1 protein-coding gene is annotated in these 210 nt (G+C 44.8%); it reads left to right on the forward strand.

Annotated elements, in window-relative coordinates; genetic code table 11:
• Positions 1-210: fumarate hydratase (locus A3761_RS01415; protein WP_197472718.1), on the forward strand; the 210-nt coding region annotated here is incomplete at both ends.

Raw genomic sequence — 210 nt, forward strand, 5'->3', positions numbered from 1 at the left:
TAAGCGACCAATTTGTCAGGATACCGGTATCGTGACTGTATTCGTTAAAGTCGGTATGGATGTGCAGTGGGATGCTGAATTAAGCCTGACTGATATGATAAATGAAGGTGTACGTCGTGCTTACACTCATCCAGATAACGTCTTACGTGCTTCAATCCTAGATGACCCTGCCGGCGCTCGTAAGAATACTAAAGACAATACACCTGCTGT

Source organism: Oleiphilus sp. HI0123 (assembly GCF_001635315.1).